At 60.1% G+C, this 22,868-nt stretch carries 19 protein-coding genes and 4 tRNA genes; 17 read left to right on the forward strand and 6 right to left on the reverse strand.

Going from position 1 to position 22,868, the window contains the following annotated elements; genetic code table 11:
- The first annotated feature begins 169 nt into the window (after nt 1-169).
- The 10 genes from EXN22_RS10240 (at nt 170) to EXN22_RS10285 (ending at nt 7,797) form a co-directional block, all read left to right on the forward strand.
- Nucleotides 170-246, forward strand: a tRNA-Arg gene (locus EXN22_RS10240).
- 41 nt (nt 247-287) lie between these two features.
- Nucleotides 288-363: transfer RNA gene (locus tag EXN22_RS10245), tRNA-His, on the forward strand.
- Between the two features lie 53 nt (nt 364-416).
- Nucleotides 417-501, forward strand: a tRNA-Leu gene (locus tag EXN22_RS10250).
- Nucleotides 502-572: 71 nt separating this feature from the next.
- A tRNA-His gene (locus tag EXN22_RS10255) sits at nt 573-648 on the forward strand.
- Between the two features lie 355 nt (nt 649-1,003).
- The gene (locus EXN22_RS10260; protein WP_130263940.1) at nt 1,004-3,292 is read left to right on the forward strand and encodes a TonB-dependent receptor; all 2,289 of its coding nucleotides are present in this window, start codon (nt 1,004-1,006) and stop codon (nt 3,290-3,292) included.
- Between the two features lie 11 nt (nt 3,293-3,303).
- Nucleotides 3,304-4,224 (forward strand): ChaN family lipoprotein, encoded by a 921-nt coding sequence (locus tag EXN22_RS10265; protein ID WP_130263941.1) that lies wholly within the window; start codon nt 3,304-3,306, stop codon nt 4,222-4,224.
- Between the two features lie 25 nt (nt 4,225-4,249).
- Nucleotides 4,250-5,194 (forward strand): ChuX/HutX family heme-like substrate-binding protein, encoded by a 945-nt coding sequence (locus EXN22_RS10270; RefSeq protein ID WP_130263942.1) that lies wholly within the window; start codon nt 4,250-4,252, stop codon nt 5,192-5,194.
- Nucleotides 5,191-6,021 carry a heme/hemin ABC transporter substrate-binding protein gene (locus EXN22_RS10275; RefSeq protein ID WP_165392197.1) on the forward strand — a complete coding sequence of 277 codons (831 nt, stop codon included), beginning with the start codon at nt 5,191-5,193 and terminating at the stop codon, nt 6,019-6,021. The genes EXN22_RS10270 and EXN22_RS10275 overlap by 4 nt, the downstream gene beginning before the upstream one ends.
- The gene (locus tag EXN22_RS10280) at nt 6,018-7,028 is read left to right on the forward strand and encodes a FecCD family ABC transporter permease (protein ID WP_130263944.1); all 1,011 of its coding nucleotides are present in this window, start codon (nt 6,018-6,020) and stop codon (nt 7,026-7,028) included. The genes EXN22_RS10275 and EXN22_RS10280 overlap by 4 nt, the downstream gene beginning before the upstream one ends.
- A gap of 1 nt (nt 7,029) precedes the next feature.
- On the forward strand, nt 7,030-7,797 hold the full coding sequence (locus EXN22_RS10285) for an ATP-binding cassette domain-containing protein (RefSeq protein WP_130263945.1): 768 nt from the start codon (nt 7,030-7,032) through the stop codon (nt 7,795-7,797).
- Between the two features lie 7 nt (nt 7,798-7,804).
- On the opposite strand, the gene EXN22_RS10290 is transcribed toward EXN22_RS10285, so the two are convergent.
- The 3 genes from EXN22_RS10290 to EXN22_RS10300 all read right to left on the reverse strand — a co-directional run bounded on the left by EXN22_RS10290 (nt 7,805) and on the right by EXN22_RS10300 (nt 9,762).
- Nucleotides 7,805-8,764, reverse strand: coding sequence for a FecR domain-containing protein (locus tag EXN22_RS10290; protein WP_130263946.1), 960 nt, complete (start codon nt 8,762-8,764; stop codon nt 7,805-7,807).
- Nucleotides 8,761-9,276 (reverse strand): sigma-70 family RNA polymerase sigma factor, encoded by a 516-nt coding sequence (locus EXN22_RS10295; RefSeq protein WP_130263947.1) that lies wholly within the window; start codon nt 9,274-9,276, stop codon nt 8,761-8,763. The genes EXN22_RS10290 and EXN22_RS10295 overlap by 4 nt, the downstream gene beginning before the upstream one ends.
- Nucleotides 9,277-9,372: 96 nt before the next feature.
- Entirely contained in the window at nt 9,373-9,762 is a 390-nt protein-coding gene (locus tag EXN22_RS10300) for a hypothetical protein (RefSeq protein ID WP_130263948.1), read from the reverse strand.
- 265 nt (nt 9,763-10,027) lie between these two features.
- Here EXN22_RS10300 and EXN22_RS10305 point away from each other — a divergent pair, with 265 nt between their 5' ends.
- From EXN22_RS10305 to EXN22_RS10335, 7 genes are all read left to right on the forward strand, one after another.
- On the forward strand, nt 10,028-10,327 hold the full coding sequence (locus EXN22_RS10305) for a DUF6388 family protein (protein WP_130263949.1): 300 nt from the start codon (nt 10,028-10,030) through the stop codon (nt 10,325-10,327).
- A 271-nt stretch (nt 10,328-10,598) separates the two neighbouring features.
- Nucleotides 10,599-11,909: a trigger factor gene (gene tig, locus EXN22_RS10310; protein ID WP_130263950.1), complete on the forward strand. Its 1,311-nt coding sequence runs from the start codon at nt 10,599-10,601 to the stop codon at nt 11,907-11,909.
- A gap of 92 nt (nt 11,910-12,001) precedes the next feature.
- On the forward strand, nt 12,002-12,643 hold the full coding sequence (gene clpP / locus EXN22_RS10315; RefSeq protein ID WP_130263951.1) for an ATP-dependent Clp endopeptidase proteolytic subunit ClpP: 642 nt from the start codon (nt 12,002-12,004) through the stop codon (nt 12,641-12,643).
- Nucleotides 12,644-12,751: 108 nt separating this feature from the next.
- Nucleotides 12,752-14,035 carry an ATP-dependent Clp protease ATP-binding subunit ClpX gene (gene clpX / locus EXN22_RS10320; RefSeq protein WP_130263952.1) on the forward strand — a complete coding sequence of 428 codons (1,284 nt, stop codon included), beginning with the start codon at nt 12,752-12,754 and terminating at the stop codon, nt 14,033-14,035.
- A gap of 151 nt (nt 14,036-14,186) precedes the next feature.
- Nucleotides 14,187-16,583: an endopeptidase La gene (lon, locus tag EXN22_RS10325; RefSeq protein WP_130263953.1), complete on the forward strand. Its 2,397-nt coding sequence runs from the start codon at nt 14,187-14,189 to the stop codon at nt 16,581-16,583.
- A 146-nt stretch (nt 16,584-16,729) separates the two neighbouring features.
- On the forward strand, nt 16,730-17,002 hold the full coding sequence (locus EXN22_RS10330) for an HU family DNA-binding protein (protein ID WP_115087902.1): 273 nt from the start codon (nt 16,730-16,732) through the stop codon (nt 17,000-17,002).
- Between the two features lie 197 nt (nt 17,003-17,199).
- The gene (locus EXN22_RS10335) at nt 17,200-19,071 is read left to right on the forward strand and encodes a SurA N-terminal domain-containing protein (RefSeq protein ID WP_130263954.1); all 1,872 of its coding nucleotides are present in this window, start codon (nt 17,200-17,202) and stop codon (nt 19,069-19,071) included.
- 89 nt (nt 19,072-19,160) lie between these two features.
- Here the strand turns inward: EXN22_RS10335 and EXN22_RS10340 are convergent, their stop codons facing one another.
- Genes EXN22_RS10340 through EXN22_RS10350 form a run of 3 tightly spaced genes read right to left on the reverse strand, consistent with a single transcriptional unit; the run spans nt 19,161 to nt 22,867 of the window.
- Nucleotides 19,161-20,771: an ABC transporter ATP-binding protein gene (locus tag EXN22_RS10340; protein ID WP_130263955.1), complete on the reverse strand. Its 1,611-nt coding sequence runs from the start codon at nt 20,769-20,771 to the stop codon at nt 19,161-19,163.
- Between the two features lies 1 nt (nt 20,772).
- Nucleotides 20,773-21,792 (reverse strand): ABC transporter permease, encoded by a 1,020-nt coding sequence (locus EXN22_RS10345; RefSeq protein WP_130263956.1) that lies wholly within the window; start codon nt 21,790-21,792, stop codon nt 20,773-20,775.
- 1 nt (nt 21,793) lies between these two features.
- A complete protein-coding gene (locus EXN22_RS10350) occupies nt 21,794-22,867 on the reverse strand; it encodes a microcin C ABC transporter permease YejB (RefSeq protein WP_130263957.1) in 1,074 nt (357 codons plus the stop codon).
- Nucleotide 22,868: the final 1 nt, after the last annotated feature.

The raw sequence follows: 22,868 nt of genomic DNA on the forward strand, positions 1-22,868 counted from the left end.
TTTTTTTAGAAAAGAGTTGACGGTTTTTCCGCTCGTCTATAAGATTCGTCGCACTTGTCGGGCAGAGCCTAGCACTGGTTAGCAAGGTCAGGCAGAATGAGCGAATTTTTAGCTTGTTCGATACGGCTAAACGTTAATTTGTAATCGTAACAGAAAGCAGATTAAATATGCGCCCGTAGCTCAGCTGGATAGAGCATCCGCCTTCTAAGCGGATGGTCGCAGGTTCGAGTCCTGCCGGGTGCGCCAATCGGCAGCTTTGGCACAAGTAAAGCGGTAACTGCAATATGGTGGGCGTAGCTCAGTTGGTAGAGCCCAGGATTGTGATTCCTGTTGTCGTGGGTTCGATTCCCATCGTCCACCCCATATTTCAAAAGGCGCCTGATGAAAGTCTGGCGCCTTTGCTTTAAAGGCTTCATGCGGACGTGGTGAAATTGGTAGACACACTGGATTTAGGTTCCAGCGGCGCAAGCTGTAAGAGTTCGAGTCTCTTCGTCCGCACCATTCAAGCTTTCACCGCCCTTCACAGAAGCGCGTGAATGTGTAAAAAGCAGTAAAGCGGTAAATGCAATATGGTGGGCGTAGCTCAGTTGGTAGAGCCCAGGATTGTGATTCCTGTTGTCGTGGGTTCGATTCCCATCGTCCACCCCATACTCCCAAAGGCGCCCGATGAAAATCCGGCGCCTTTGTTTTTTGCGCTGAGGCGCGAGAAAGCCTCGAAAAAGCCGCCTTGTGCGGCTTTTTTCGTTTTTGCGGTTTGAATTCCCCCCTTCGTTTCTGGGAATGGAAAATAGTTTCAAATAAAACTGATTTTCATTTCCCTTTTCTCATTGCTCGCGTGACCTCTCCTACAAGATCATTTCAATCTGCAAGGGAGCGCCTCGTGAAGAGCACACAGCCGGCCGCCGTTCAGCGGTTGCAGCACAACAATAAAGGCGGTGCATGGAAAATTGCGTGCAGTGCGCTGACGGCACTGGCATTGGTGGGTGGAGCTAGCAGCGGGTCGTTGGCATCTGCCGCTGAAAAGGCTACCACCCAGCAGGCGTCGCTGCGCAAGCACTATGACATTCCGGCTGGGCCGCTGGCGCCTGCCTTGAACCAACTGGCTGCGGCCAGTGGGGTGATCCTCACCTTCGATCCGCAGCTCAGCGAACAGCGCAGCACCCAGGGGCTTGAGGGCGAATACACCCTAAAGGAAGCCTTCGACCTGTTGTTGATGGGCACTGGCCTGTGGGTTGAGCAGCTCAAGGATCACACCTTGGTGCTGCGGGTGAACGAGCGCAGCGACAGCGCCCTGGAAGTCGGGCCGACCATGGTGGGTGCCATGGCCGAGCGGCCGGGGGCGATTCAGAGCAGTCGTGAGGTACATGCCGAGCGTCAGGATCTGAACAGTGTGGTGCGCTCGATCCCCGGTACCTACACCTTGCATTCGCGCAGCCAGCCGGGAGTGTCGGTGAATATTCGCGGCCTGGCCGGGTTGGGTCGGGTCAACACCATGATCGATGGCGTTACCCAGACCTTTCGCAATAACGCTGGCCACGGTTCGGGTGGGCCAATGGCCTTTGTCGATGCCAACCTGCTGGCTGGAGTCGATGTGCAGCGCGGTTCGGTGGATGGCGCCGAAGGTGCCAACACCTTGGGCGGTTCGGCGAATTTTCGTACCTTCGATATTGATGACATTGTTAAGGCAGACCATCGTGTAGGCCTGCGTACGACCTATCGCACCGGTAACAATGGCTACGGCAACACCCGCATGTTCGCCGCCGGTGCCCGTACCCGTCCGGAAGATGTCGAGGGTGTTTACGGCCTGGTCGCCGCAGTCAGCAGCACCCAGACTGGCGAGTACAAGACCACCAATGGTCAGTCCAACGAATACGACACCACCAAGCAGAACCCGCGCTCAGGTTTGCTGAAACTGCGCCTGCAGCCGAACGACATGCATCGCCTGGACTTGAGCGGGGTGAAGTACCGCAACGAGTTCTATCACAACTACCCCTGGCAGTTGGACAACGAGACCTATCGGGCCAAGTACGCCTACACGCCCTACAGCGAATGGGTGAACCTGACGGTCAATGCCTACCAGAACAAGACCGAGCTTGAGTATCCGCCGGTAGAAGACTCCCACTATATAGGCCGCAAGACCCGCGACGATGCCCACGGTCTTGACCTGACCAACGTCAGTCGTTTCAGCCTCGGGCCGGTGGAGGCGAGCTGGAGCAATGGCGCGCGCTACTACACCGACGATTTTGTCGCCCAGACCCCGGAAAAACGTGGCGCCAACCCCGAAGGCAAGCAGGCCACCCACAGCCTGTTCAGCACCCTGGAGTTCAACTACGACATCTATGCCTTGACCCTGGCCGGCCACTACGACGGCTACAAGGTCAGCGGTCATGTGCCCAAGTGCTCGATCATTGGCCAGTGCCGCGGTATCGACGGTGGCGACGTGGACATTACTCGGCGTGAGCACAGCTTCAATCCACGGGTCGGTTTTGCTGTGAAGCCCTATGACTGGATGCAGCTCTACACCAGCTGGTCGCGTACTTCGCGGGCGCCACGGGTGCAGGAAATGTTCTTCGAAAAAGTGCCGCTGGAGGCCGATGCCAGCGACGCAGACGGTGTCGGTGCCAACCCGTTCCTGCGTCAGGAGCGCTCTACCAACTACGAGTTCGGGGTCAACTTCACCCGCGCCGGGCTGTTCAGCAATGACGACTACGGGCAACTGAAGATTAACCGTTTCATCAGCAAGATCGATGGCTACATCACCCCGCAATCGTTCGACATTGTCGATGACGACGGCGAAGAGTCGGCGAAGATGAACTGGGTCAATTGGCCGGAAGAAGTACGCATGAGTGGCTATGAGCTCGAAGGTCGCTATGACGCCGGCTTCTTCTACGCCAACCTGTCGTGGACCAAGGCCACTACCCAGTCACCGACCACCTCCGGCATCGAGCTTGAAGATATCAATAGCCAGCCAGACCGCTTCTGGACCCTGGATCTGGGTACTCGCTGGTTCGACGAGCGCCTGGTGCTGGGCGCCCGTGGCGAATACGCCGGGCCGTCGGAAACCAGCTGGGACTGGTACGAGACGAAAAAATCCAACTCCACCGGAGTGATCTGGGACCTGTACGGCAACTACCGGGTGCAGGACAACCTGAGCCTGTTCTTCAACGTCGAGAACGTTGGCAACAAGGTCTACAACAACAGCGCCTCGGTGGACTACCTGATGTCGGCGGTGATGGACCAGGGCAATGGCCGCGGTCGTACGACCTCGTTCGGCTTCACCCTCGAATACTGACAGGACCCTATATGTTCAAGTCTTCCTTTATAGGGGCAGGGCTGGCCTTGCTCGTCGGTTGTGCCAGCGTCAATGCACCGGTGGCCGACAGTGCCTACACCCGGGTCGAATCGCACATTCCCCAATGGGGCGCGATTATCGAGCTGGGCACCGGCAGGCAGATTTCGCCGGACCAACTGCTTGATGAGCTGGCGCCAGCGCGCACAGTGATGGTCGGCGAGTTGCATGACAACTTTGCCCATCACCTGATCGAACAATGGCTGGCCAGCCAGTTGTCCAGGCGTCGCCCCCAGGGCGCGGTGGTGCTGGAGATGCTCGACAGCGATCAGCAGCGCCCGGTCGCTGAAGTCCAGGCCTGGCTGGGCCAGGGCAACCAGGTGCGCAGCCAGCGCCTGCAGCAGATCATCCATTGGGACCCGCGCTGGAGCTGGGAGCAGTACGGCACCCTGATGCAGGCGCTGATGCCGGCGCAGGCAGCGCTGCTGGCCGGAAATCTGTCGGCCGCCGAGCGCAAGCGCATGATGGCGGCGCCTGTAGACAACCCCGACCGACTGTTCCCATCGCCGGCCATTGCCGCTCGCCAGCGTCAGCACATCAGCGACATGCATTGCGGGCAGATCGATACCGCGCGCATGAACGCCATGCTGGCGATCCAGCACGCCCGTGACCTGCGCATGGCACAGGTGCTCGATGACGCCAAGGCCCCTGGCTTGCTGTTCGCTGGGGTCCTGCACACATTGAAAAGCCTCGGCGCCCCGCAATACCTGGCGCAAGGGGCGAGCGATCCGGAGCTCAAGGTGCTGGTGATCGGCGAGCAAGGTCATGGCCTGACGGCTCGCGACGCCGATTACGTCTGGCTACTGCCGGCCCAGGATGCCGATGGCGTGGCCCTGGTGGCCGACGCAGGCGGTTGTGATCAGCCCGCCCATTGAACCTCTTCTCTAAAAGGAATTTACCGTGACTCAATTGACTGCTGTCGAACTCAACGAGCGTTTTGGTACCGATTGTTTGTGTCTTGATCTGCCAGCGGTGAACGTCGCCGCGCAACTGCATGCCCTCGGCCCTGTGCGCACTGCGACCCCGGCTAGCCATGCCTGGATTGAGCAGATCGGACGCTACCCGCAGTCTGACGACATCAGCGAGGCGGGCCTGGTTATTGGCGAAGACGGCCTGGATCTGCGCTTGAATCTGCGCGCCTGGTTCTGGATGTGCATGCAGCATGACGCTGTTGCCAACGTCTACAGCCTGAACATTTTCGATCGACACGCTCAGACGTTGCTGCGTCTGGTATCACTGCCGGAGTCTTCGTTGGCGGACTGGGCAGCGCTTTACAGCCAGTGTGTGGCCAAGCCGTCGCAGTTCATCCCGCGCGAAGTCTTCGCCAAACGCTCGATCCAGATACCTGGCCTGGTCGACGAGTGGGCGGCGATGGCCAACGTCCATGAGCACTTTGCCCTGCTCAAGCGCCATGGCTTGACCCGCTTCGAGGGCAATACCCTGGTGGCGCCACGGTTCGCCCGACAACTGGCGCAAACCAGCCCGGTCGAGGTGTTTCGGCAATTAGCCAGCAGTGCCCTGGAGCTGATGCTGTTCGTTTACAGTGCCGGCAGCGTGCAGATATTCACCGGGCACCTGTCGGGTATGAGCGAGTCGGGCACAGAACTGTTGTTCGATATGCCCGCCAGTGAGCAGGCAGCGCCTACCCGCTTCAGGATTGCCGATGCGCCAGATGCGCAAATCTGGCGCGTTTTTAAACCTAACCAGGTGGGCGGCGTTACCAGCCTCGAGTTTTTTGACGCTGAACAGCGCCTGATCGTCCAGGTGTTCGCCCGCCGTCCGGCAGGGCAGGAGGAGCAGCCGGCCTGGCGGCAATGGCTGGATGCGCTGGAGGCGTCCCGATGAGGGGTATGATCCTCGGAGTGCTGGCGGCGTGCGCGCTCACGACCGCACAGGCCGAACCTGCTGACACCCTGGTGATCGGCAACGACCTGGCGGAAATTGTCGATCGCCTGGATGGTACTTCGCGCCTGCTGGGGCGCGATGACTCCAGTCGCTACCCGCAAACCATCGCCAGCCTGCCGTCGGTGGGCTACATGCGTCAGCTCTCGGCGGAAGGCGTGCTGGCACTCAAGCCGCAACGATTGTTGATCAGCGATGCCGCCCGCCCGGTCCTGGTGTTGCGTCAGTTGCGCGGCCTGGGGCTGGACGTGGTGAGTATCGCTCGCGGCAAGGTCGTCGGCGATATCCCGGCAAAAATCGAGCAGGTCGCGGCGGCGATGAACCGCCAGGCACAGGCGCAGCCGTTGCTTGATGAGCAGCGTCGGTTGGCGGGGCAATTGGCAAGGACGCCGGCATTGAAAGGGCCCAAAGCCTTGTTCATTTTCAATCATGCGGGCATGACCCCGCTGATCATGGGGCGCGGCACCGAAGCCCAGGCAGCATTGGAGCAGGCGGGTATCGAAAACTGCGCGACCTTCAGTGCTTATAAGCAAGTGGCGGCCGAAGCCATGGTGACCTTGGCGCCGGACTTCGTCATTGTCAGCACCGCCGGCCTGGCGGCACTGGGGGGAGAAGACAGCCTGTGGAAGCTGGGCGGCCTGGCGCATACCCCGGCCGGACAGCATCGGCGCCTGGTTCAGGTCGATGACCAGGCCTTGCTCAACCTCGGGCCGCGTACGGTGCAGGCCATGCTGCAGTTGCGCCAGGATGCCGGAGCGCTGTTTCCATGAGCGGCGCGCAGAATGTCAGGCTGCCGACATTGATGCTGATGCTGGCGGGGTTGTGTGGCCTGCTGGTGATGTGTTCGCTGGTTGGCAGTATTGGCTTGTCGCCACGGGTTTTCGTTGGCGACCTGCCGAGCGCACTGGAGTGGCAGGTGTGGAGCGAAGTGCGTTTGCCGCGTCTGTTGCTGGCGGTGCTGGTGGGGTCGACTCTGGCGGTGGGCGGTACGGCGATGCAGGGCCTGTTTCGTAACCCCCTGGCTGACCCGACCCTGCTGGGTCAGGCCAGTGGTGCGGGGTTGGCAGTGTCGATCTGGGTGGTGTTGTTCAGCGGTCGCTTTGCCGGGCTGGAGCTGTATGGGCAGTTTCTCGCAGGTTTTGTCGGCGCGTTGCTGGTGACGCTGGTGATCTTTCGCATAGGCCGCGGTTACAAAGGGCGTGAGTCGACCATCACCTTGTTGTTGGCGGGCCTGGTGATCAACACCCTGACCGGAGCCATTGGTGGTGTCCTCACGTTTATTGCCAGTGAAGAACAGCTACGCCAGCTGAGCTTGTGGGGCATGGGCAGCCTGAGCAGCGCCGAGTGGTCGACCTTGGCGGTAGCCTGTGTGGTCTTGCCATTGACCTTGTGGGTGCTGGCGCGCTGCGCGGGTGATCTGGACCTGTTCCAGCTGGGCGAGGTGTCAGCGCATGCCGCCGGGCTGGATGGCGAGCGCCTGAAAAATCGTGTGGTGCTGGCCTCGTCACTGGGGGTGGGCCTGTGCGTGGCCTTGAGCGGTATCATTGGTTTTATCGGCCTGCTGGTACCGCATTGCTTGCGACTGTACTTCGGTCCCGGCCACCGCCTGCTGATCCCGGCCTCGATGCTCTGCGGCGCGATCCTGCTGCTGGTCGCCGATACCCTGGCGCGCAGCCTTGCCAGTCCGGCGGAAATCCCTGTCGGCCTGGTCACCAGTATCATTGGCGGGCCTTACTTTCTCTGGTTGTTGCTGGGTCGCAAGGTGCGGGAGTTTTGAGATGCTGGAACTGATCAATGTCAGCCTGGAGCAGCCATTTGCCCTGGCGCCCATCAATGAACAGATCAAGGGCGGCGAATTACTCGGCCTGATCGGTCCCAATGGCGCGGGGAAAAGTACGCTGCTCTCGCTGATCTCCGGTTACCTGCAGCCAGGTTCCGGGCAGATCGAGTTGCTGGGTCGTGAGCTGCCTGCATATACGCCCGGCCAACTCGCGCGCAGGCGGGCACTTGTCACTCAACAGATGGACAGTGCCTTCGATTGGCGGGTCGATGAGTTCATTCGCCTTGGTCAGCAGCATCCGGGAGAACCTTGCCCGGGCATTGTCGACGCCCTGGATATCCGTCACTTACTCGAACGTGGGGTATTGTCCCTGTCGGGTGGCGAACTGCAGCGGGTGACCATTGCCCGGGCCATGAACCAGTTGGGCGTCAGTCCCCTGGCTGACGCCCGGGACGATGACCAGGGCTGCCTGCTGTTGCTGGACGAGCCGACCAGCGCCCTGGACATCGGTCAGCAACAGAACCTGATGCGGGTGCTGCGCACGCTCGCCTGCTCGCCGCGCATTGCCGTGGTGTGTGTGCTGCACGACCTGAACCTGGCGGCGCGTTATTGCGATCGGCTGTGGCTACTGGAGCGGGGGCGGTTATGCGCCAGTGGTGCACCGGCCCAGGTGCTCAGCGAGCAACGCATCGCTCAAGTGTTTGCCGCCCAGGTGCGGGTAAGTGCGCTCGAGCAGCGCCAGGTGCGTATCGAACTGCTGGTGTGAACGGCATTCAGCGCGGGTTCAGGGTTACCCAGTAGCGGGAGCGCCGCCGCACCTGCAGGGGCAGCGAATGGGGCAGGGCGTCGAGTGCCGCATCGGTATCCTTGAGCGGGTAAACACCGGAGACGCGCAGCCCGGCAATCTCATCGCTGCACCGTAGCAGGCCTGGCCGGTAACGACTCAGCTGGGCGACAAAGGCATCCAGGCGCATGTTGTCGGCTACCAGCAAGCCCTGGCTCCAGGCTGGCTCGGCCTGATTGCCGGTTGCCGGTTCAATGTACGTCGCAGTGAAGCGCACCCGTTGCCCAGCGGCCAGGCGCAGGGTGCTGCTTGGCGCTCGCTGCGTCTGGACCTCGACAGCGCCTTCGAACAGCTCCACCTGAGTCGCCTGCCCTTGCATCTCGACAGTGAAACGCGTGCCCACGGCTCGCACCAAGCCTTGTGCGGTTGCTACACACAGTGGGCGGCGGCCAGCATCTGCCGGGTGTCCGCTGCTGAGCAGCAAGCGGCCATTGCGTAGTTGGACCAGCCGCTGCTGGCTATCAAAGTGCACGGTGATTTCGCTGTCAGCATCCAGGGTCAGGCGGCTGCCATCTTCCAGGCTGATGTGCTGCGGCGCACTGGCGCCATTGCTGTAGGTCAGGCCTGGGTTCGGCTGCCAGAAGTTGCGGTAGGCCAGTTGCCCGGCGCAGCCGAACAGACCGAGCGCGGCGAGGGTTTTGAGTGCTTGCCGGCGACTGTGGCCCGGGCCGCTTTGGGACAGGCTCTGGTAGCCGGCCTGCGGTTCGAACCCCGCCATGCGCCGTCGTAGCGCCTCGATGTGCAGCCAGGCGCGTTCATTGTCCGGATGAGCCGCGCGCCAGTGGTCCAGTGCTTGCCGCTGCTCGGCGCTGAGGGTGCCTTCCATTGTTTCGGTAAGCCACTGTGCGGCTTCGCGGGTAGTGCGCGGGTTGAACGGCGAGGGCGTCATGACAGGTCGGCAAAAAAACAATGTTGGTTAGCCCGCACCAGGTAAAGCTTCACCGAGCGGGTGCTGACCTGCAGGCGTTCGGCGATCTCGGCGATCTTCAGGCCTTGCAGGTGCGACAGCAGGAAGGCTTCCCGGACCTTGCCCGGCAAAGTGTCGAGCATGCGATCGAGCAGCGTAAGCGCTTCAAGTGCCAGGACACGGACTTCAGGGGAGGGTTCCACTGCCTCGGGCAGGCTGGCCAGTGCTTCCAGATACGCCTGTTCCACTAGTCGCCGGCGATAGACATTGGCCATCAGTCGTCGCGCCACGGTCGACAGGAACGAGCGCGGTTCGCGGATCCTGAACAGATCCTTGGCACTGAGAATGCTCAGGAAGGTGTCTTGGGCGATGTCGGCGGCGTGCTCCGGGCAGCCGATGCGGTTGCGCAGCCATCGGTGCAGCCAGCGGTGATGGTCGTTGTACAGCGTGCTCAGGCAGGTGTTGAGCTGTGTTGCAGTGGGGCGGGTGTCCATCGTGTGCTTGGCCGGCGTGAGGCGGAACGGGCGGCCAGTATATCGAGAACAATTATCAAATGATAATTATTGTTGTTTGGTTGCATTCGTGATCGGCTAGTTTTGAGCTGCCATGGCGCTGTTTGCGGCGGTCGCCGCCTCGGGTTGCAAGCTTTCGCCACACGCCTCCTGGCTGATGGCCCTGGCCAATGAGCCTTTGAAAATGGGGGTTGCGTCCTTGTCGGCGACGGCGCTTTTCAGGTCGTCCAACGAAATGCCCGAGCCCAGAAAACGCACGGTGCGCTTGGTGCAGTCAAATTGGCGAGCGCTGTAGCTGGTGCCGCTGATACCCACCCGTTGGGTGATGACCGTGCGATCGGAGCTGTCGCCGGACATGCTCACGATTGAATACAAGGCATCAGGGTCTTGCGACGCCTCTATCAAGGAGGCGGAAACTGTCGAGCAGGAGAGGGCCAGGCAGGTGGCGGCGAGCAGTTTGTTCAGCACGGGGGACGTCCTTGCATGAGCGCTGGTCATTCCGTTGACGCTATCAAACGGGAATGAATCGTATTACCAATATGGCGAATCGCTAGCTTATCGGGCTGGTGAGGGCTAGACAATTGTCTGCTGCTTTCGTTTCGTACATTTCCGACAGCTGGATACGATTATTCTGACATCTTTTGACGGCCTGGTGACAATCGATCAAAAGCTGATAGATTTCAGCCGGTTGAAGCAGTGACCGGGCGTCCGGTCGCAGAAAGGAAAAAGCACCATGATTTCACCAGAACGTCAGGCCATTGCCCTTAAGCGCTATCTCGACGCCAGTCCGCAGATGCGCGAGGAAATCGCCGGGCTCAGCGAGCACGAACAGGCCCAGCAGGTCCTCTGGGCCTTCGAGGATGCCGCGCAGGAGCAGGGGCTCGAGCCTTGGGAGTTGACCTTGCAACTGATCGCCGACTCTGCCGAGGAGTTTGCCGCCATGCGCCTTGAGGTGCACCGCGAAGTTGCCCAGGCGCTGGGAATGGAGTGGGAAGAGTATTGCGCGTTCAACGACATCGATCAGAAGTCTTAACGCCGGGACTCGATTTTGTAGTGTTTTGGCAAGATTTTTTGCAGTCCAGGGGCTGGATCATCATGGCTGCTGCTGTGGAGTCCAGGCCAAGGCCTGCGTGTGTTAAGCCACCTTCGGCAGGGATTTTGCCGGGGGCTTTGAATTAAATGGACCGGCGTTCTTTCTCGTCGTCTTGAACGGGGTGACTTCTGGCCTTTGAGCCACTAGAATGTTTGCCCTTGATTCTGGAGTCGGGTATCGCCGGCTAACGTCTGTGCAACGAGGAATATCCATGCAAGTTTCGGTTGAAAATACTTCTGCTCTCGAGCGCCGCATGACCATCGCCGTTCCGGCCGAGCGCGTCGAGACCGAAGTCAACAAGCGTCTGCAACAGACTGCCCGTCGCGCCAAGGTCCCAGGCTTCCGTCCTGGCAAAGTGCCGATGAGCGTGATCCGTCAGCGTTACGAAGATGCTGCCCGTCAGGAAGCCTTCGGCGACCTGGTCCAGGCTTCTTTCTACGAAGCGGTGGTCGAGCAGAAGCTGAACCCGGCTGGCGCCCCTGCCGTCGAGCCAAAATCGTTCGAAAAAGGCAAGGATCTGGAATACGTCGCCATTTTCGAAGTCTTCCCTGAGTTCACCGTTGCCGGTTTCGACTCGATCGCCATCGAGCGTCTGAGCGCCGAAGTGGCTGACGCCGACCTCGACAACATGCTGGAAGTGCTGCGCAAGCAGAATGTTCGTTTCGAAGCCGCCGACCGCGCTGCCCAGAATGAAGACCAGCTGAACATCGATTTCGTCGGCAAAGTCGACGGTGAAGTGTTCGCCGGTGGCTCGGCCAAGGGCACCCAGCTGGTGCTGGGCTCCGGCCGCATGATCCCAGGTTTCGAAGAAGGCCTGGTTGGCGCCAAGGCGGGTGAAGAGCGCGTTCTGAACCTGACCTTCCCTGAGGACTACCAGAACCTGGACCTGGCTGGCAAAGCCGCCGAGTTCACCGTTACCGTCAACAGCGTTGCCGAGCCAAAGCTGCCTGAGCTGACCGAAGAGTTCTTCGCTCAGTTCGGCATCAAGGAAGCCACCCTGGAAGGTTTCCGCACCGAAGTTCGCAAGAACATGGAGCGTGAACTGCGTCAGGCGATCAAGACCAAGGTCAAGAACCAGGTAATGGACGGCCTGCTGGCTGCCAACCCGATCGAAGTGCCAAAAGCCCTGCTGGAAAACGAAGTGAATCGCCTGCGCGTTCAAGCCGTTCAACAGTTCGGTGGCAACATCAAGCCTGAGCAACTGCCGGCCGAGCTGTTCGAAGAACAAGCCAAGCGCCGCGTCGTGCTGGGTCTGATCGTCGCCGAAGTGGTCAAGCAGAACGAGCTCAAGCCAGACGAAGACCGCGTTCGCGAAATGATCCAGGAAATGGCCTCGGCCTACCAGGAGCCTGAGCAGGTCGTAGCTTGGTACTACAAGAACGACCAGCAACTGAACGAAGTCCGTTCGGTTGTGCTGGAAGAACAAGTTGTGGATACTGTTCTGCAGAAAGCGACTGTGACCGATAAATCGGTCTCTTACGAAGAAGCTGTCAAGCCAGCCCAGGCACCTGCCGCTGACTGATTTCCTTCTCTTCGCAGGAAAACACCACAAGCCAGCCTTCGAGCTGGCTTGTGCGTATTCAAGACATGACTATTTGGGAGTGAGTGCAGGACATGTCCCGCAATTCTTATTATCAGCAGAGCTCTGACATCCAGGCCGCAGGCGGCCTGGTCCCGATGGTTATCGAGCAATCCGCTCGTGGCGAACGCGCCTATGACATCTACTCGCGCCTTCTGAAGGAGCGGGTGATCTTCCTGGTCGGCCCGGTAGAGGACTACATGGCCAACCTGGTAGCGGCGCAGATGCTGTTCCTTGAAGCGGAAAACCCGGACAAGGATATCCATCTCTACATCAACTCGCCGGGCGGTTCGGTGACTGCGGGCATGTCGATCTACGACACCATGCAGTTCATCAAGCCGGACGTGTCGACCATCTGCATCGGCCAGGCCTGCAGCATGGGTGCTTTCCTGCTGGCTGCAGGGGCGAAGGGCAAGCGTCACTGCCTGCCGAACTCGCGGGTGATGATTCACCAGCCACTGGGCGGCTTCCAGGGCCAGGCGACGGATATCGAGATCCACGCCAAGGAAATCCTCTCCATCAAGTCGCGCTTGAACGAATTGCTGGCTTTCCACACAGGTCAAGACCTGGAAACCATCAAGCGTGATACCGAGCGCGACAATTTCATGAGCGCCGAGCGCGCAGCCGAATACGGCTTGATCGACTCGGTCTACGACAAGCGGCAACTGGCCTCCTGAATCCGGGTGCCAGAGCAGGTAGGCGGTGATTCCGCCTACCTGTGGACTTGAAAAAGCCCGCAATTGCCTTCATCTTGTGTTGCAAGCCTACCGGATTGGATCGATCGAATGACTGACACCCGTAACGGCGAGGACAACGGCAAATTGCTCTATTGCTCCTTCTGCGGCAAAAGCCAGCACGAAGTGCGCAAGTTGATTGCCGGCCCCTCGGTATTTATCTGCGACGAGTGCGTCGACCTGTGCAACGACATCATCCGTGAGGAGGTGCAGGAAGCCCAGGCCGAAAGCAGCGCGCATAAACTGCCTTCGCCGAAAGAAATCAGCACTATCCTGGACCAGTACGTCATTGGTCAGGAACGTGCGAAAAAGGTACTGGCGGTAGCGGTGTACAACCACTACAAGCGCCTGAATCAACGCGACAAGAAAAACGACGACGTCGAACTTGGCAAGAGTAACATCCTGCTGATCGGTCCGACGGGCTCGGGTAAGACCCTGCTCGCCGAAACCCTCGCGCGTCTGTTGAATGTACCGTTCACCATCGCCGATGCCACCACCTTGACCGAAGCCGGTTACGTGGGTGAAGACGTCGAGAACATCATTCAGAAGTTGCTGCAAAAGTGCGATTACGACGTGGAAAAAGCCCAGATGGGCATTGTCTACATCGACGAGATCGACAAAATCTCGCGCAAGTCGGACAACCCGTCGATTACCCGTGACGTCTCGGGTGAAGGCGTGCAGCAAGCGTTGCTCAAGCTGATCGAAGGCACGGTCGCTTCGGTGCCCCCGCAGGGTGGCCGCAAGCACCCGCAGCAGGAGTTCCTGCAAGTCGATACGCGTAACATCCTGTTTATCTGTGGCGGTGCGTTCTCGGGCCTTGAAAAGGTCATCCAGGCGCGTTCCACCCGCGGCGGCATCGGTTTCAGTGCCGAAGTGCGCAGCAAGCAGGAAGGCAAGAAGGTTGGCGAGTCGCTGCGTGAAGTCGAGCCTGACGATTTGGTCAAGTTCGGTCTGATCCCCGAGTTTGTTGGTCGTCTGCCGGTTCTGGCGACCCTCGACGAGCTGGACGAAGCTGCGCTGATGCAGATTCTGACCGAGCCGAAGAACGCCCTGACCAAGCAGTACGCCAAGCTGTTCGAAATGGAAGGTGTGGACCTGGAATTCCGCAGTGATGCGCTCAAGTCCGTGGCCCGCAAGGCCCTGGAGCGCAAAACCGGTGCCCGTGGCCTGCGTTCGATCCTCGAAGGCATTTTGCTCGACACCATGTACGAGATTCCTTCGCAGAAGGATGTCAGCAAGGTGGTGATCGACGAAAGCGTCATCGATGGCTCTTCGCAGCCGCTGTTGATCTACGAGAACAGCGAGCCGCAAGCCAAGGCTGCACCCGACGTTTGAGTCGCAATGCGGCTCGATTCAAGCAAGGGGCCTTCGGGCCCCTTTGCTTTTCCTGTCGCAGCGCTTGTTTTTTTGCGGGGCTGCCCCCACATTAACTCCACGCTCAAATTCTATCGGTTTCCGGCCATAAGGCCGTTGTAGAGGCGAAATCATGAAGACCACCCTCGACTTGCCTCTCCTGCCATTGCGCGATGTTGTCGTCTATCCGCACATGGTCATCCCGCTGTTCGTGGGACGCGAGAAGTCCATTGAGGCCCTTGAGGCCGCGATGACGGGCGAGAAGCAGATCCTCCTGCTGGCCCAGAAGAACCCCGCTGACGACGATCCGGGCGAAGATGCCCTGTACCGCGTCGGTACCATTGCTACCGTCCTGCAGTTGCTGAAACTGCCCGATGGCACCGTCAAGGTGCTGGTCGAGGGCGAACAGCGTGGCGCGGTCGAGCGCTTCAACGAAGTTGACGGGCATATTCGTGCCGAAGTCTCGTTGATCGACGAATCCCAGGCTGCCGAGCGCGAGTCTGAAGTCTTCGTCCGTAGCTTGCTGTCGCAATTTGAACAATATGTTCAGCTGGGTAAGAAAGTCCCGGCTGAAGTGCTTTCCTCGCTCAACAGCATCGATGAGCCTGGGCGCCTGGTCGACACCATGGCAGCGCATATGGCGCTGAAGATCGAGCAGAAGCAGGAAATTCTCGAAATCCTCGACCTGTCTGCCCGTGTCGAGCACGTGCTGGCACTGCTGGATGCCGAAATCGACCTGCTACAGGTCGAAAAGCGCATCCGTGGCCGGGTCAAGAAACAAATGGAGCGCAGTCAGCGCGAGTACTACCTGAATGAGCAGATGAAGGCCATTCAGAAAGAGCTCGGCGACAGCGAAGAAGGTCACAACGAAGTCGAAGAGCTGAAAAAGCGCCTCGATGCCGCCGGTTTGCCAAAAGATGCCTACGCCAAGGCCCAGGCTGAACTGAACAAGCTCAAGCAGATGTCGCCGATGTCGGCCGAAGCCACCGTGGTGCGTTCCTACCTCGACTGGCTGGTACAGGTGCCGTGGAAGGCACAGAGCAAAGTGCGCCTGGACCTGGCCAAGGCCGAAGAAATCCTTGACGCCGACCATTACGGGCTCGAAGAGGTCAAGGAGCGCATCCTTGAGTACCTCGCCGTGCAGAAACGGGTGAAAAAAATCCGCGGCCCGGTGCTGTGCCTGGTTGGCCCGCCAGGTGTGGGCAAGACCTCCCTGGCCGAGTCGATCGCCAGTGCCACCAATCGCAAGTTCGTGCGCATGGCCCTCGGTGGCGTGCGCGACGAAGCCGAAATTCGCGGCCACCGCCGTACCTACATCGGTTCCATGCCCGGTCGCCTGATTCAGAAAATGACCAAGGTTGGCGTACGCAACCCGCTGTTCCTGCTCGACGAGATCGACAAGATGGGCAGCGACATGCGTGGCGATCCGGCCTCGGCACTGCTGGAGGTGCTCGATCCAGAGCAGAACCACAACTTCAACGATCATTACCTGGAAGTCGACTACGACCTCTCGGACGTGATGTTCCTTTGTACCTCCAACTCGATGAATATCCCCCCAGCCCTGCTGGACCGGATGGAAGTCATCCGTCTGCCGGGCTATACCGAGGACGAGAAGATCAACATCGCGGTCAAGTACCTGTCGCCCAAGCAGATCAAGGCCAACGGCCTGAAGAAGGGCGAGCTGGAGATCGACGTCTCGGCGATCCGCGACATCATTCGCTATTACACCCGCGAAGCCGGTGTGCGTAGCCTGGAGCGCCAGATCGCGAAAATCTGCCGCAAGGTGGTCAAGGAGCATGCCGGCCTCAAGCAGGTGGCGGTGAAGGTCACGGGCGAGCAGCTTGAGCACTACCTTGGCGTGCGCAAGTTCCGTTATGGTCTTGCCGAGCAGCAGGATCAGGTGGGGCAGGTGACTGGCCTTGCCTGGACCCAGGTGGGTGGCGAGTTGCTGACCATCGAGGCTGCGGTGATTCCCGGCAAGGGTCAGTTGATCAAGACCGGTTCGCTCGGTGATGTGATGGTCGAATCCATTACTGCCGCGCAAACCGTAGTTCGCAGCCGGGCGCGCAGCCTGGGGATTGCTGCCGACTTCCATGAGAAGCGCGACACCCACATCCACATGCCCGAAGGCGCCACGCCCAAGGATGGTCCAAGTGCCGGTATCGGCATGTGCACCGCCCTGGTCTCGGCCTTGACCCAGATTCCGGTGCGTGCCGATGTGGCCATGACCGGCGAGATTACCTTGCGTGGTCAAGTGCTGGCGATTGGCGGGTTGAAGGAAAAATTGCTGGCCGCGCACCGTGGCGGAATCAAGACAGTGATCATTCCGGAAGAGAATGTGCGTGATCTGAAAGAAATTCCTGAGAATATTAAGCAGGATCTGCAGATTAAACCGGTCAAATGGATTGACGAAGTCCTCCAAATTGCGCTGCAATACGCGCCGGAGCCCTTGCCCGATGTGGCTCCGGAGATTGTCGCCAAGGATGAAAAGCGCGACAGCGATTCCAAGGAAAGAATCAGCACACATTAGTACGTATTTGGCTGGGGGGCTTTCTTGACAGTATTTTCAGGCCCTTGTTGTAAAGCGGCACTTGTGTCAGCAGGCCACCCAGCGCTCGTTTAGCTTTTCATTACATACTTAGAAACAAACTCAATAGAGATATAAGGGGACTTAGAGTGAACAAGTCGGAACTGATTGACGCTATCGCCGCATCTGCTGATATTTCGAAAGCTGCCGCTGGCAAAGCGCTGGACGCCGTAATTGATTCCGTCACCGGCGCCCTGAAGGCAGGTGACTCCGTGGTACTGGTAGGTTTCGGTACCTTCTCCGTCACCGATCGTCCAGCGCGTACCGGCCGCAACCCGCAAACCGGCAAGACTCTGGAAATCCCTGCCGCCAAGAAGCCTGGCTTCAAGGCTGGCAAGGCACTGAAAGAAGCTGTCAACTAAGTCGCTTCCTTCAGGCTCACGCCTAACCGAGCCAGGCTCGTGCCTGGTCCGGCTGCCGAACATCGAGCGACCTGTATAAGGTTCTCGGCGCTCGGCCAGTTACGAGAAGGCGCATCCTCGGATGCGCCTTTCTTCTATCAGGACTCTACCCACGCTCCACGGTTGGTTCATTCAGTACAACCGTTTCTGGGGGACGCATGCTGCAGAATATCAGGGACAATTCACAAGGTTGGATTGCCAAGACCATCATCGGTGTCATCGTAGCCTTGATGGCACTGACCGGCTTCGATGCCATCTTCCAGGCCGCCAGCAACAGCCAGGACGCTGCCAAGGTCAATGGCGACAAGATTAGCCAGAGCGAGCTGAGCCAGGCCGTCGACATGCAACGTCGGCAGCTGATGCAACAGCTGGGCAAGGATTTCGATCCGGCCATGCTCAACGAGAACATGCTGCGCGAAGCCGCACTCAAGGGGCTGATCGATCGCAAGTTGCTGCTTCAGGGTGCTGAAGAGGCCAAGTTCTCTTTCTCCGAGGCGGCCCTTGATCAATTGATCCTGCAAACCCCCGAGTTCCAGGAAGATGGCAAGTTCAGCGCCGAGCGCTTCGACCAGGTGATTCGCCAGATGGGCTACGGCCGTCTGCAATTTCGCGAAATGCTGGCTCAGGAAATGCTCATCGGCCAATTGCGCACCGGCCTTGCCGGTAGCGGCTTTGTCACTGACGATCAGGTCAACGCCTTTGCCCGTCTGGAAAAACAGACCCGTGATTTCGCTGCGCTGACGTTCAAGGCCGACCCGGCTGCGGCCAAGGTCACAGACGAGCAGGTCAAGGCTCACTACGACGCACACGCCAAGGAATTCATGAGCCCCGATCAGGTCGTTATCGACTACATCGAGCTGAAGAAGTCTGCGTTCTTCGACCAGGTTGAAGTCAATCAGGACGAACTCAAGGCACTGTACGAAAAAGAGATCGCCAACCTCGCCGAGCAACGCCATGCTGCGCATATCCTTGTCGAAATCAACGACAAGGCTAGCGAGGGCCAGGCCAAGGCCAAGGTTGAAGAGATCCAGGCGCGTCTGGCCAAAGGCGAAGACTTTGCCACTCTGGCCAAGGAGTTCTCCCAGGATCCAGGTTCGGCCAGCAATGGTGGCGACCTCGGCTATGCCGGGCAGGGCGTCTATGACCCGGCCTTCGAAGACGCACTGTATGCGCTGAACAAGGGCCAGGTCTCCGGGCCGGTGCGGACCGAGTACGGTTTCCACCTGATCAAGCTGCTCGATGTCCAGGCGCCTGAAGTGCCGAGCTTCGACAGCCTGAAAGACAAGCTGACCCGTGAGCTCAAGACCCAGCAGGTCGAACAGCGTTTCGTCGAAGTGACCAAGCAGTTGGAAGACTCGGCGTTCGAAGCCTCTGACCTGGCCCAGCCAGCTCAGGAACTGGGCCTGAAGCTGCACACCTCGCCAGCGTTCGGCCGCGAAGGCGGCGAAGGCATCACTGCCAACCGCGCCGTGATCCAGGCCGCATTCAGCACTGAAGTGCTGGAAGAAGGTGCCAACAGCACGGCGATCGAGCTGGACCCGGAAACCATCGTGGTACTGCGCGTCAAAGAGCACCGCAAGCCTGAGCAACTGGGGCTTGAAGTGGTCTCCGAGAGCATTCGCAAGCACTTGGCCAAAGAGCAGGCGACGGCCGCGCTGAAGGCCAAGGCCGATGCCCTGATCGCCGGTCTGCGTGATGGCAAGATTGCCCTGGCGGCCAGCCAGGACGGTCAGGCCTGGAAAGTCCAGGAAGCTGTATCGCGCAGCCAGGAAGGTATCGACCCGGTCGAGCTGCAGGCTGTGTTCCGCATGAGCAAGCCTGAAACCAAGGACAAGCCGGTGTACACCACCGTCACCCTGGCCGATGGTAGCCTGGTGGTGTTGCGTCTGAACGGCGTCAACGAAGGCGCGGCAGCCACTGAAGAAGAGAAGGCCGCCTACCGCCGCTTCCTCGCTTCGCGTGCCGGCCAGCAGGACTTCGCGGCGTACCGCAAGCAGCTGGAAGCCAAGGCGGATATCACTCGCTACTGAGTGCTTGATGCTTGAAACAGAAAAGGCCGCTTACGCGGCCTTTTCTGTTTTCACGGGGCAGTGGGAGCGGGCTTGCCCCGCGAGCATGCCTACTGAGCGACTGCTGGTGCCAGAAACGCCGCCTCCAGCAACTGCCGGGTATACGGATGCTGCGGATCGGCAAAGATCTGCGCCGCCGTGCCTTGCTCCACCACCTGCCCATGCTTGACCACCATCAACTGGTGGCTGAGTGCCTTGACCACCGCCAGGTCGTGGCTGATGAACAGGTATGTCAGGTTGTATTTGCTTTGCAGCGAGCGCAGCAGCTCCACCACCTGGCGCTGCACCGTGCGGTCCAGGGCCGAGGTCGGCTCATCGAGCAGGATCAGCGCTGGCTTGAGTACCAGCGCCCGGGCGATCGCGATCCGCTGGCGTTGACCGCCGGAGAACTCGTGCGGGTAGCGATGCCGCGCCTGGGGATCAAGCCCCACTTCCAGCAAAGCGGCAATGATGGCCTGCTCCTGCTCGGCAGCGTTGCCGATGCGGTGGATGCGCAGGCCTTCGCCGACAATATCGCTGACGCACATGCGCGGGCTGAGGCTGCCGAACGGGTCCTGGAACACCACCTGCATCTGGCGGCGCAAGGGGCGCACCTGTTGCTGGCTCAGGTTCTCCAGGGCTGCGCCCTGAAAGCGAATGGCGCCCTGGCTGCCGAGCAGGCGCAGGATTGCCAGGCCCAGGGTCGATTTGCCCGAGCCGCTTTCACCAACGATGCCCAGGGTCTGGCCCTGGGGCAGGCTGAAGTTGATGCCGTCCACCGCCTTGACGTAATCGACGGTGCGCCGCAGCAGGCCCTTCTTGATCGGGAACCAGACGCGCAGGTCCTCGACTTGCAGCAGCGGCGCGCCCGGAGGGTTGCCGGCCGGGCCTCCACTGGGTTCGGCGCCCAGGAGCATTTGGGTATAGGGATGCTTGGGGGCGCGGAACAGTTCGTCACAGGCAGCCTGCTCGACGATCTGGCCCTTTTGCATCACGCAGACCCGGTGAGCAATGCGCCTGACCAGGTTGAGGTCGTGGCTGATCAGCAGCAGGGCCATCCCCAGACGCGCCTGCAGCGACTCGAGCAGTTCGAGGATCTTCAACTGCACAGTGACGTCCAGTGCCGTGGTCGGTTCGTCGGCAATCAGCAGTTCAGGCTCGTTGGCCAGGGCCATGGCGATCATCACCCGTTGGCGCTGGCCGCCTGAGAGCTCGTGTGGCAGTGCTTTGAGACGTTTATGCGGCTCAGGTATGCCAACCAGCTCCAGCAGCTCCAGCGTGCGCTCAGTGGCCTCCTTGCCACGCAGGCCCTTGTGCAGCAGGAGGATTTCGTTGATCTGCTTTTCGATGTTGTGCAGCGGGTTCAGCGAGGTCATCGGTTCCTGGAAGATCATTGCGATGCGGTTGCCGCGAATGCGGCGCATCTGCTTTTCGTCCAGGGTCAGCAAGTCGCGCTGCTCGAAGCCAATGGTGCCGGACGGATGCCGGGCCAGCGGGTAGGGCAGCAGGCGCAGAATCGAATGGGCCGTCACCGATTTGCCCGAGCCGCTTTCGCCAACCAGAGCCAGGGTTTCGCCGCGACGGATGTCGAAGCTGACGCCTTCGACCACCCGCTGGGTTTGATCGCCGCTGACGAACTCGACGGCCAGGTCGCGGACTTCGATCAAGGTGTGCTTGCTCATCTCATTTCCTCGGGTCGAAGGCATCGCGGGCGGACTCGCCGATGAACACCAGCAGGCTGAGCATCAACGCCAGCACGGCAAAAGCGCTCATGCCCAGCCAGGGTGCCTGCAGGTTGGACTTGCCCTGAGCCACCAGCTCGCCCAGCGATGGCGCCCCCGGCGGCAGGCCGAAGCCGAGAAAGTCCAGGGCGGTCAGGGTGCCGATGGCGCCGGTGAGGATGAACGGCATGAAGGTCATGGTCGAAATCATCGCGTTGGGCAGAATGTGCCGGTACATGATCGCACCGTTCTGCATGCCCAGCGCCCGCGCCGCGCGTACGTATTCAAGATTGCGTCCGCGCAGGAACTCGGCGCGCACCACGTCGACCAGGCTCATCCACGAGAACAGCAGCATGATCCCCAGCAGCCACCAGAAGTTCGGTTGCACGAAGCTGGCGAGGATGATCAGCAGGTACAGCACGGGCAGCCCCGACCAGATTTCCAGGAAGCGCTGGCCGGCAAGGTCTACCCAGCCGCCGTAAAAGCCCTGCAGGGCGCCGGCAATAACGCCGATGATCGAACTGAGGATAGTCAGGGTCAGGGCAAACAGCACCGAGATGCGAAAGCCATAGATGACCCGCGCCAGCACATCGCGGCCCTGGTCGTCGGTACCCAGCCAGTTCTGCGCCGACGGCGGGGCAGGGGCCGGAACCTTGAGGTCATAGTTGATACTCTGGTAGCTGAACGGAATCGGCGCCCACAGCACGAAGCTGTCCTTGGCAGCGAGCAATTCGCGGATGTAAGGGCTCTTGTAGTTGGCTTCCAGCGGGAATTCGCCGCCAAAGGTGGTTTCCGGGTAGCGCTTGAGCGCCGGAAAATACCATTGGCCGTCGTAGTGCACGGCCAGGGGCTTGTCGTTGGCGATCAGTTCGGCGCCCAGGCTCAGGCCGAACAGGATCAGGAACAGCCACAGCGACCACCAGCCGCGGCGGTTGGCCTTGAAGCGCTCGAAGCGCCGGCGATTCAGAGGTGACAGGTTCATCTCAGTGCTCCCGGCTGTCGAAGTCGATGCGTGGGTCGACCAGGGTGTAGGTCAGGTCGCCGATCAGCTTCACCACAAGACCCAGCAGGGTGAAGATGAACAGGGTGCCGAAGACCACCGGGTAGTCGCGGTTGATCGCCGCCTCGAAACTCATCAGGCCCAGGCCGTCGAGGGAGAAGATCACCTCGATCAGCAAGGAGCCGGTAAAGAAGATGCCGATAAACGCCGAAGGAAAGCCGGCAATCACCAGCAGCATGGCATTGCGAAACACATGGCCGTAGAGCACGCGGTTGGGGCTCAGGCCCTTGGCTTTGGCGGTGACCACATACTGCTTGTTGATCTCGTCGAGGAAACTGTTCTTGGTCAGCAGGGTCATGGTCGCGAAGTTGCCGATCACCAGGGCGGTGACCGGCAGCACCAGGTGCCAGAAATAGTCGAGCAGCTTGCCGGCGGTGCTCAGTTCGTCGAAGTTGTTCGAGGTCAGGCCGCGTAATGGGAACCAGTCCAGGTAGCTGCCGCCGGCGAACACCACGATCAACAAGATGGCGAACAGGAAGGCCGGGATGGCGTAGCCGATGACGATCGCCGAGCTGGTCCAGACGTCGAAGTGGCTGCCGTGGCGGGTGGCCTTGGCGATCCCCAGAGGGATCGACACCAGGTACATGATCAGCGTGCTCCACAGCCCCAGGGAGATCGATACCGGCATCTTCTCGATGATCAGGTCGATAACCTTGGCGTCGCGAAAGAAGCTGTCGCCAAAGTCCAGCCGGGCGTAGTTCTTGATCATGATCCACAAGCGTTCCGGCGCCGACTTGTCGAAGCCGTACATCTGTTCGATTTCCTTGATCAGTGCTGGGTCCAGGCCTTGCGCGCCGCGGTAGTTGGAGCCGGCCACCGAGACTTCGGCGCCGCCCCCGGCAATGCGGCTTGTGGCGCCCTCGAAGCCTTCGAGCTTGGCGATCATCTGTTCCACCGGGCCGCCGGGAGCGGCCTGGATGATGATGAAGTTGATGATCAGGATGCCCAGCAGCGTCGGAATGATCAGCAGCAAACGGCGAAAGATGTAGGCCAGCATG

This window comes from Pseudomonas tructae (genome assembly GCF_004214895.1).
Classification (GTDB): Bacteria; Pseudomonadota; Gammaproteobacteria; order Pseudomonadales; family Pseudomonadaceae; genus Aquipseudomonas; species Aquipseudomonas tructae.